The sequence below is a fragment of the Sporosarcina contaminans genome (assembly GCF_042679045.1).
Taxonomy (GTDB): domain Bacteria; phylum Bacillota; class Bacilli; order Bacillales_A; family Planococcaceae; genus Sporosarcina; species Sporosarcina contaminans.
In genome coordinates this window covers 85,803-94,083 of record NZ_JBHTLT010000027.1, presented here as the reverse complement: position 1 = coordinate 94,083, position 8,281 = coordinate 85,803, and the positions used below count along the sequence as shown (strand labels likewise).

7 protein-coding genes and 1 riboswitch are annotated in these 8,281 nt (G+C 43.0%); of the genes, 5 read left to right on the top strand and 2 right to left on the bottom strand.

Annotation, left to right across the window (positions count from 1 at the left end; genetic code table 11):
* The first annotated feature begins 213 nt into the window (after positions 1-213).
* Together ACFQ38_RS05850 and ACFQ38_RS05845 are read left to right on the top strand one after the other, a co-directional pair.
* Positions 214-2,169 (top strand): aconitate hydratase, encoded by a 1,956-nt coding sequence (locus ACFQ38_RS05850; RefSeq protein WP_381480029.1) that lies wholly within the window; start codon positions 214-216, stop codon positions 2,167-2,169.
* Positions 2,170-2,181: 12 nt separating this feature from the next.
* Entirely contained in the window at positions 2,182-2,361 is a 180-nt protein-coding gene (locus ACFQ38_RS05845) for a hypothetical protein (protein ID WP_336825121.1), read from the top strand.
* Positions 2,362-2,408: 47 nt separating this feature from the next.
* Here ACFQ38_RS05845 and ACFQ38_RS05840 read toward each other — a convergent pair whose 3' ends face one another.
* Positions 2,409-2,894, bottom strand: coding sequence for a QueT transporter family protein (locus tag ACFQ38_RS05840; RefSeq protein WP_336825120.1), 486 nt, complete (start codon positions 2,892-2,894; stop codon positions 2,409-2,411).
* Positions 2,895-2,901: 7 nt separating this feature from the next.
* Positions 2,902-2,946, bottom strand: a riboswitch (PreQ1 riboswitch).
* Between the two features lie 124 nt (positions 2,947-3,070).
* On the opposite strand from ACFQ38_RS05840, the gene ACFQ38_RS05835 reads away from it, so the two are divergent.
* The 3 genes from ACFQ38_RS05835 to ACFQ38_RS05825 all read left to right on the top strand — a co-directional run bounded on the left by ACFQ38_RS05835 (position 3,071) and on the right by ACFQ38_RS05825 (position 6,949).
* Positions 3,071-5,257 (top strand): YhgE/Pip family protein, encoded by a 2,187-nt coding sequence (locus ACFQ38_RS05835; protein ID WP_381480028.1) that lies wholly within the window; start codon positions 3,071-3,073, stop codon positions 5,255-5,257.
* 102 nt (positions 5,258-5,359) lie between these two features.
* A complete protein-coding gene (locus tag ACFQ38_RS05830; RefSeq protein ID WP_336825118.1) occupies positions 5,360-5,767 on the top strand; it encodes an SRPBCC family protein in 408 nt (135 codons plus the stop codon).
* A 303-nt stretch (positions 5,768-6,070) separates the two neighbouring features.
* Positions 6,071-6,949 carry a DMT family transporter gene (locus tag ACFQ38_RS05825; RefSeq protein ID WP_336825117.1) on the top strand — a complete coding sequence of 293 codons (879 nt, stop codon included), beginning with the start codon at positions 6,071-6,073 and terminating at the stop codon, positions 6,947-6,949.
* 339 nt (positions 6,950-7,288) lie between these two features.
* Here ACFQ38_RS05825 and ACFQ38_RS05820 read toward each other — a convergent pair whose 3' ends face one another.
* Positions 7,289-8,179 (bottom strand): CPBP family intramembrane glutamic endopeptidase, encoded by an 891-nt coding sequence (locus ACFQ38_RS05820; RefSeq protein WP_381480027.1) that lies wholly within the window; start codon positions 8,177-8,179, stop codon positions 7,289-7,291.
* Positions 8,180-8,281: the final 102 nt, after the last annotated feature.

The window sequence follows — 8,281 nt, the reverse complement described above, 5'->3', positions numbered from 1 at the left end:
ATCCGAATTCAAGCGAAACTAAACAGCCAATCGCCGGTTGAATACCGACTAAAGGCTGCTTAGAAGGTGTTTTATTATTGTCTCAAAAACGACAGGCAGTGCCTTAGGGAAGAGACAGGTTTTTCTCTTTTCTTGTTGCCTATTATAGAAGCTTACCGATTAGGCAATAATAAATTATGCAATGAAAGCATCGGATATGGGGAGGAAAAACGATTGCCATTAAACTTAACTCAGAAATTGATTCAATCACATTTACTGTCCGGAGATATGAAACCTGGGAAAGAAATTGGGTTGAAAATCGATCAAACATTAACACAAGATGCAACTGGAACGATGGTGATGTTGGAATTAGAGGCAATGGGGGTCAAGCGGGCTAAAACTGAAGCGTCTGCTCAATATGTCGATCATAATGTCATTCAAGTCGATAATAAAAACGCGGATGATCATCTCTTCTTATTAAGTGCAACACGCCGTTTCGGTTTATATTACAGTCAGCCAGGTAATGGAGTGAGCCATCCTGTTCATATGCAACGGCTCGCAAAGCCCGGAAAAACATTATTAGGGTCAGATTCTCACACTTGCGCAAATGGCTGCATGGGCATGCTTGCGATGGGTGCAGGTGGGTTGGATGTTGCACTAGCGATTGCGGGAGAGCCGATCTATATTAAAATGCCAAAAGTTTGGGGCGTCAAATTGACAGGTGAATTACCTGCATGGGTCAGTGCGAAAGATGTCGTTTTGGAGATGCTTCGCCGTCACGATGTCAAAGGAGGCGTTGGAAAAATAATTGAGTATTACGGACCCGGCCTTGATCAGTTAAGCGCGATGGACCGCCACGTTATTGCGAATATGGGGGCAGAATTGGGTGCAACGACAAGCGTTTTCCCATCTGACGGTGAAATTCGAAGATTTTTGGAACAGCAAGGACGTGCAGATGATTGGGTTGAGTTAGTGGCAGACGAAGGCGCTACCTATGATCTATATGAGGAAATCAATTTATCGGAATTAGAGCCGCTCATCGCAAAGCCTTCCAGTCCGGGTAATGTCGTACCTGTTTCCGAAGTGGCAGGAACGCCGATCTATCAATCATATGTCGGGTCATCGGCCAATCCTGGTTTCCGGGATTTTGCGATTGTAGCTAAAATCGTAGATGGAAAGAAAGCGAAGGAAGGGGTTTCATTCGACATCAACCCGACTTCCAGGCAGTTGCTTACGGACTTAGTGAAAGAGAGTCATGTGGCGAGCCTTCTTCAAGCGGGGGCAAGATTGCATCAGGCGGGCTGCAACGGCTGCATCGGAATGAGGCAAGCACCGGCTACCGGGCGAAACAGTCTACGTACGACACCAAGGAATTTTCCGGGACGTTCGGGAACCTTGGAAGACAGCGTTTACTTATGTAGTCCGGAAACAGCTGCTGCATCTGTTCTCACAGGAGTCATTACGGATCCGAGAACATTAGATATGCCCTATCCGAAAGTAGAGGAACCAAAAAATCCAACCATCGACAATAAACTGCTGCTGGAACCTTTGCCGTTAGAGGAGGCTCAAAAAGTGGAATTGCATAAAGGGCCAAACATAGCGCTCATTCCTGAAATGGATGAATTAGTAGATGAAATGAGGCTGCCCGTGTTGTTAAAGATGGGCGATAATATTTCTACAGATGAAATTTTGGCCGGTGGCGCACGGGTGCTTCCTTTCCGAAGCAATCTTCCCGAAATAAGCAAATTCACTTTTGAAATAATTGATCGCACCTATTACTCGAGAGCGATGGCGAGCACGGGGAATGGCGGTCATGCCATCATTGGAGGCAGCAACTATGGGCAAGGTTCAAGCCGCGAACATGCAGCATTGGCTCCCCGTTATTTAGGGCTGCGCGTAGCCCTAACGAAAGATTTTGCACGCATTCATTGGCAGAACTTAGTAAATTTCGGCATTCTTCCACTGACGTTCGTCAATGCCGAGGATTATGACGAATTGAAACAAGGAGATGTTTTATTGCTGACAAATGTTCGAGAGTCCATTAAAAAGTCATCCGAGTTTTTGATCTCGGTTGAAGGAAGCAATAAAAAGATAGCGGTTAAGCATACTTTATCCAAAAGGCAAGTCGAAGTGATGTTAAAGGGTGGCATGATTAACTGGGCAAAAGAAAGGCATGCACAAATACAGTAAGGAGGAATTCTTATGATTGATCGTGAAAATACATGCAGAGCATGCGAAGGAACAGGAATGCTATCAGATGATGAAGGCTGGCAATATGCTTGCAGCGTTTGCCATGGAAACGGCGTCCTTTTGGTGACTTCACAATTAAGGCCAGAAGTGTCTGTGAAAGATGTAGACCAAAACAATCGATTATTAGATTAAACAACAAAACAGAGAACGGCATGGATAGCTGTTCTCTGTTTTTTTATTTAAATTAGCTTTTCGAAATTAAGCCTTTTATTTAAAGCGGCCATTACAGGAATGCCGACAGCCATGACAACGAATTCCCCGACAGCAACAAACAGCCATGTAATCCAAAATGGGAAGCCTAAAGCGATGTTCAGCTCCAATGCGATAAGAACCATCGTGAACGTGAATACGACTGTATTGAATAGCATTCGCTTGTAAACCCCTTCAATAAATTTTGCGGAGAGGATTGTAATGCTAAGTGCCAATACGGATTGTCCAACGCCAAATACAAGATCAATCGGCCCTAATTCGGAAAAGAGCAAGTTCGAGACAAACACACCCAAAACAATTCCAAAAATATATTTCTTATTGAAGACGACGAGATGATTAAACATCTCCGACAGCCTGAATTGGACATTCGTAAATCCAAAAGGTGCTATCAATAGGGTAACAGCAACATATAAAGCAGCAATAATACCACTCGTTGCCATTGTTTTAACTTTCATATTTCATTTCTCCTTAGTTTTTTATCGTGGGATGGTTACGAACCACGTGGCAAAAGCCTGCCCTATAGTATATCATCCATGCCATACAAAATAAATACGTTCTTTTACCAATACTGATTCTGTCTTCCGTAATACGGGTATACTATCGCAAAAGAGAGTGAGAGGAGGGTATTACTATGCGAAAAAGCTGGTCTGTTTTCACGACGGATCTGAAAAATATAAGTAAAAACTACGTTGCCGCAATTTTGATCGGCGGGCTTATTTTTTTACCCTCTTTGTACGCGTGGCTTAATATTTATGCTTCTTGGGATCCATACGGAAGAACGGGGCAGTTACCGGTTGCCGTTGTAAATGAAGATGTAGGAGCGAATGTCCGCGGTGAAGACATCGAAGCAGGGAAGCAGTTAGTTGATACGTTGCAGGACAATCACGATATGAAGTGGATCTTTACTTCCCGGCAAAAGGCTATGGAAGAAATTGAAAATGGAAATTACTTTGCAGTGATGATCATTCCGCATGATTTCTCTGAAAAGTTAGGGTCTGTCGTCTCAGATCATCCACAAAAAGCTAAAATTGAGTACTATGTAAATGAAAAAATTAACTCCATAGCGCCTAAAATTACGCAAAAAGGGGCAAGTGTCATTGTCGAGAGGGTGAGTAGCCAATTTATCGCTACTGTCAATGGTGTCATATTTGATTTGTTCAATAGACTTGGCATCGAATTGGCACAAGATATGCCGGATATTGAGAAATTCGAGAACTATGTGTTTGACCTTGAAACGCAGCTGCCGGAAATACATAGGCTATTAAAAAGTGCGACAGCGGATGCCAATTCAGCTCAGAAGTTGATTACAAAAGCAGAAAACATGGCGCCTTCCGCAAATAAAACAATTAGTGAAGGCTTGGCGACAATTAATAAGACGTATGATTTTCTTACAAAAGCAGAAAACAGATTGAACGAGATGGCGCCTAAAGTGAAATCGGACTTAGAAAAAGCATCATCCATCGCAAAGGAAACGAATGCCTTTTTGCAAAAAGCAGCAAATCTCCACTTGGATTTCACAGAGATAGACCGGGTTAAGGGACAGATGGATTCTAAAATGACTGAGGCAATTCAGGCTGTCGAAAAGGTGGAAGCTGATTTACAGTGGCTGAAGGAGGTATCCAATGAAAAAGGTGAAGAACCGACGGATGCAGCTGCTGGCCGCCAACAACGTTTGCAAGAAGCCATTGATAGGACAGCAGGGCTGCAGGCTTTATTGCACGAGGCGCAAAACAATGCCCGCTCATTGAATGGATTAGTAGAAGGCAAGCAGGACGAGCTGCGTCAAACATTGACTGACTTACAAGACTTAACGAAAAATACGTCCGTCCGTTTGGATGCATTTATTGCAGAGTATGAAAATACAATCGAGCCGACAGTTCTAACGGAAACGGCGAATGCAAAGAAGACATTGCAAAGCGCGAAGTCAATGCTAACGACAATCCAGTCGACGATGCCGGAAGTGGAGCGCGTCCTGAAAAGCACATCAAAAGATATCGAGGAAGGAAAAGGATTGGCTGTTAAAGCATTAAACGAATATCCTTTCTTAGCCGATAAAATCCGAACGCTTGCCGACCGGATTAGGAAAGTGCAAGGAGAAACAGATATAAACGAAATCATCGATTTGCTGAGAAATGATCCACAAGCAGAACGCAGTTTTTTTGAAGAGCCCATTTTGTTGAATGAAAACAAATTGTTCCCAATCGAGAACTACGGCACCGGCATGACACCTTTCTATACTGTTCTGTCCATTTGGGTAGGCTGTCTGCTGTTGATCTCCTTATTGGCTACTGATGTGGAGAGAGATGAAGATTTAACGGTCCGCCAGATTTACGGTGGAAGGCTGTTGACCTTTTTGACGATTGGGCTACTGCAAACGATTATTGTTACGTTAGGGGATTTATTCATCTTAGGAATTGACGCAAAAAATCCAGTCTATTTCGTACTGTTTGGATTGTTGATTAGCGTAGCATTCATGCTAATCGTTTATACGTTAGTATCGCTGTTTGGCGACGTCGGAAAAGCATTGGCGATTATTATGCTCGTCCTACAAATTGCAGGGTCTGGAGGCACATATCCTGTCGTTCTCTTGCCTGAATTCTTCCAGTGGATCAACCCTGCCTTGCCGTTTACTTACGCCGTCGACCTCATGAGAGAAGCGGTGGGAGGCATCGTATGGCATAGGGTAACAAAGGATATGATTTTTCTAATTACAACAGCTGCCGGATTCCTTATTATCGGCTTATTCCTAAAAAAAATTGTGAACCGAAAGACGCATCAGATGTTGAAAAAGTCGAGGGAATCCGGGTTGTTTCATTGATGGCAACTACAACGGAATTTTTCCGAATGGATGAATGGATTGACATTGAAGAAGTAGTGCAATAACGTAAACGTATGCATGGAAGGTAGGAGGAATTTTAGAATGAATAACGAAATAAGAGAACAAATTAGGATCAGTGTACCAATCGAGAAATTATGGGAATATGTTTCAACTGCAGAAGGGATTGGCGCTTGGTTCATGCCGAATGATATGAAGCCAGTAGAAGGAAAAGAATTTATCCTTCAAGCCGGACCTTGGGGCAACTCACCATGCAAAGTAACAGAAGTTGTACAGCCAACACGCCTTTCTTTTGATTGGGGCAAGGATTGGTATGTTACATTTGATTTGAAGGAAGCTGGCAATGAAACCGAATTGACATTCATCCACGGCGGGTGGAAAGAAGGCGGCCAGACAGAGTTCGGAGAATCGCATGATATTGTAAAGCCCCGCATGGCAGAAGGCTGGAAAGGTTTATTGCAAAAGCTAAAAAAGATTGTAGAAGAACAATGAGTAGTGATGCGAGGAAACGAAGTTATGTTTCTTCGCCTTTTAATTTTATTCACAGCTATGTAATTCTTGGATAGAATTACTTGAAGGAGTTATGCACCGATTGTGATGAGATATGCACCAATATTGTGGAGGAATGCATTCATGTTGATAGGAAATGCATTAAAGTTAAGGAGTTATGCACCAATCATGAACGGACACTCAATAAAAAAGAAATTTTTAGTTATCCACAATAATCATTGGAATCTCCCATACCTTTCTTCTAAAAACATGCTATATTCATTGTAATAAGGGGAGGGGATTTCTTTGTCACAGCGTATTGCATATTTGTTTGTCCTGTTAGGAGCAATGCTATGGGGGACAACGGGAACCGCGCAAACATTCATGCCGCAAACAGTTCATCCGTTAGCTGTTGGTGCATCACGGCTTGCGGTCGGCGGCTTCACTTTGCTTATCATTATGCTCATTCTCCGGAAAATCGACTTTCGAAATTGGCCATGGAAAGCGACAATTCTGTCTGCTTTAGCGATGGCGATTTTCCAATATTGCTTTTTTACTTCTATCCGTTTGACGGGCATCGCAATCGGAACGGTTGTAGCAATAGGCAGCGCGCCAATGTTTTCCGGATTTATTGAATGGCTTATGCTCAAACGGCGTCCTACCAAAATATGGCTCATCGCAACATCTCTCGCCATCATTGGATGTGTATTATTATTTTCGAATAAAGAAGGAATGATTGTCAATCCAGCAGGCGTCACTTTGTCACTTTGTGCAGGACTTTTATTTGCCTTTTACACGTTATTCAATAAGGAAGTATTAAAAAAAGCGGACGCCATCCCTTCCGTCGCGGTTATTTTCTCGGTGAGCGCCATAATGCTCTTGCCGTTTTTATTTCTATTCGAAACGGAAGGTTTGCTCACAGTTCCTGGCATCTCCACGATGATCTACTTAGGCATCGCAGCGACAAGCGTAGCATACATTTTGTTTTCAAGCGGGTTGCGGCACATCCCTTCATCATCAGCAGTCACGCTTTCACTTGCCGAGCCGCTGACAGCATCAATCTTAAGCGTCATCATCGTCGGGGAACGGCTGGATCTCGTTTCATGGACCGGAGTCCTCTTGCTGTTAGGCGGAATTGTCGTGCTGACATTTAGCGGAAGAAAAGAAAAGGCTGCCGTTGCGTAGGCAGCCTGTACTACTGTGTATACATTTCCTTAAAAGTAAAGCGGTGCAACACAGCGTAATTGCCTCGTATTACAACGTAAACGGGCCGCAACGCAATATAGCTCGCTCACATCACAACGTAGCATTGTTACAAAACAATGTTGGCGTAGCTACTAAAAAGTATAACTCATAAAATGAAAAACAAGCGCATAATCACTACCCAACAACGCATAAAGCAAATTCAAAAGGCATAATTCCAAGCAAGTACCTCATAAATAGCTCCAACAACGCATAAATTCCTCTAAAACACGAATAATTCGCTTCAAGTTGCGAATAAATCCCGCTAATGCCCAATAAAACCTATTTCGCCTTCACATTCACATATAGCTTCGTAGCAAAAAAGCTCACAACAATAAGCATAGTGGCGAATAGGCCACCTTCCAGCCCGAATGCACCGCCCGTCAATACATCATTCCCGCTTTCAATTGAAACATTGTAAATTCCATGCGGAGAAATGCCGCTCACTGCGAACCCGAAAACATTCCCTTGAAAGTAGTTCCACGTTATATGGTAGCCGATCGGCAGCCATAAGCTTTTCGTCACATCAAACATATAAGCGAACAAAATCCCGACCAATGCGATATTCACTAATCCTAAGACAGAGACGTTCGGATTTGCACCGTGCATTAAGCTGAAAACAAGCGCAGATACTACGTAAATTACCCATTTTGGATTTCTGCGGCTTTCCATTGTTGACATGACATAACCCCTGAAGAACATTTCTTCAAAAAAGCCAACGAGGATGAATAAAAGAAGAAACGTTAAAGTGTAAATGGAAAACTCAGGTTTGCTTAAAGGATTTAGTAGAGCGATATTCCCTGTTGCCAATAACATAAGGAAAATGATGAAAATTGATAGCGCACCAAGGAAGAGGCCGAAGCCGAAATCTTTAAGCGAACCCCGAAATCCTAACTCTTTTAATGTTCCTTTATTGACGAATCGCCATAATAACACGGTCGCAAGCATTCCTCCGACTGTCCCACCGCCTTGTGTCATTAGAAAAACCCAAGGGTGCCTATCAAAAGCAGCATTTAGGTCTATCATGTAGTTGCCGTCTTGAAAAGGAAAATCAATCAATGTCAGCACAACGCTCCCTGGCACCGCGAAGATTTGTTGGGCAATGAACATTGAGACAAAGGCTAACAAAATCAACCATCCCGCGCGCACTTGATTTGCTTCGTTTTTGAACAAATAAATCCCTCCATTTGTAGTTAAAATATGCTTGGGGCGATGATTAATAGAATGAAGTTTATCTCATTTAGAAACTACACTATCGAAGGCTATACAGTAGTA